Source organism: Dietzia sp. CW19 (assembly GCF_014145265.1).
Classification (GTDB): domain Bacteria; phylum Actinomycetota; class Actinomycetes; order Mycobacteriales; family Mycobacteriaceae; genus Dietzia; species Dietzia natronolimnaea.
Genome location: NZ_JAALEE010000515.1, coordinates 1 through 944, shown reverse-complemented (window position 1 = coordinate 944; position 944 = coordinate 1). Strand labels below are relative to the sequence as shown.

Sequence of the window (944 nt, the reverse complement as noted above, 5' to 3'; positions counted from 1 at the left end):
GGGGACTGTGGCTCGCCGCCACAGGGTTCGCGCTGATCGGGATGCTGCTCAACGCCGCGACCTCCCGGTTCGGCGATCTGCCTCCGGCCACCCGTGACGCCTTCCGCGACGCCGTCGAGACCGCCGGGGCCGCTGACATCTCCATCGAGGCGCTGTTCGGCATGGCGCGGATTGTGGGCGCCGTCCTGGCGGTACTCGTCAGCGTGGTGACGGTGTGGCTGGCATTCCGGCTGCGAGCGGGAAAGGGCTGGGCCCGGACGATGCTCGACATCGTCGCCATCTTCCTCGTGGTGGACGCGGTCTCCGTCGTGATCGGCGTGTTCGGCGGTGTCGCCGAGGCGGGGGAGCGTGGCGAGATCGTCACCTTCATCGTGATCTCCCTGCAGATCCTCGCGGGGCTGTGCGCCGCGACCGCCGTGTGGCGTCAGCACACCGCCGAGGCCATGAAGTTCACGACCGGTGGCGGTTCGCGTGCCGGCGAGTGAGCCCGACCGGCCGGAACCGGGGACGGGACCGGAGCCGCGGGGCCCCATCCTCTTCGCCGAAGACGGGTGGAGCTGGGCCTGGATCTTCGCCGCGCCGCTGTTCTGCGCGAGCGCCGCGGTGTTCGAGCTGATCGCCGGCGCGCCCGTCCACTGGCTCATGCTCACGGTCTGCGCGATCGCCTCGGCGATGTGCCACGGGGTGATGATCGCCGCCACCCGCGTCCACGGTCACGTCCGGCTCACCCCGACCACGTACATCCAGGGAACCGAGGAGCTCGAGCTGGACCGCGTGCAGGAGGTGCTCCCGTTGCCCGGTGACGGCATCCCCGAGGCCTCGTGGGAGACCGCCCGCACGCTCGGAGAACTCCGCGAGGCCCCCCGCCGCCGGCGGTCCGTCGGACTGCGCCTGGACACCGGTGCCGAGGTCCGGGCCTGGACCCGCGACCCGGTCGGGCTGCA

General features: G+C 72.0%; 2 protein-coding genes. Both read left to right on the top strand.

The window, feature by feature from the left end:
- Positions 1-485 (top strand): hypothetical protein (locus G6021_RS14690; protein ID WP_241736590.1); only part of this gene is annotated, 485 nt, incomplete at its 5' end.
- The coding region (locus G6021_RS14685) for a hypothetical protein (RefSeq protein WP_182641600.1) at positions 472-944 on the top strand (473 nt) is incomplete at its 3' end. The genes G6021_RS14690 and G6021_RS14685, both read left to right, overlap by 14 nt.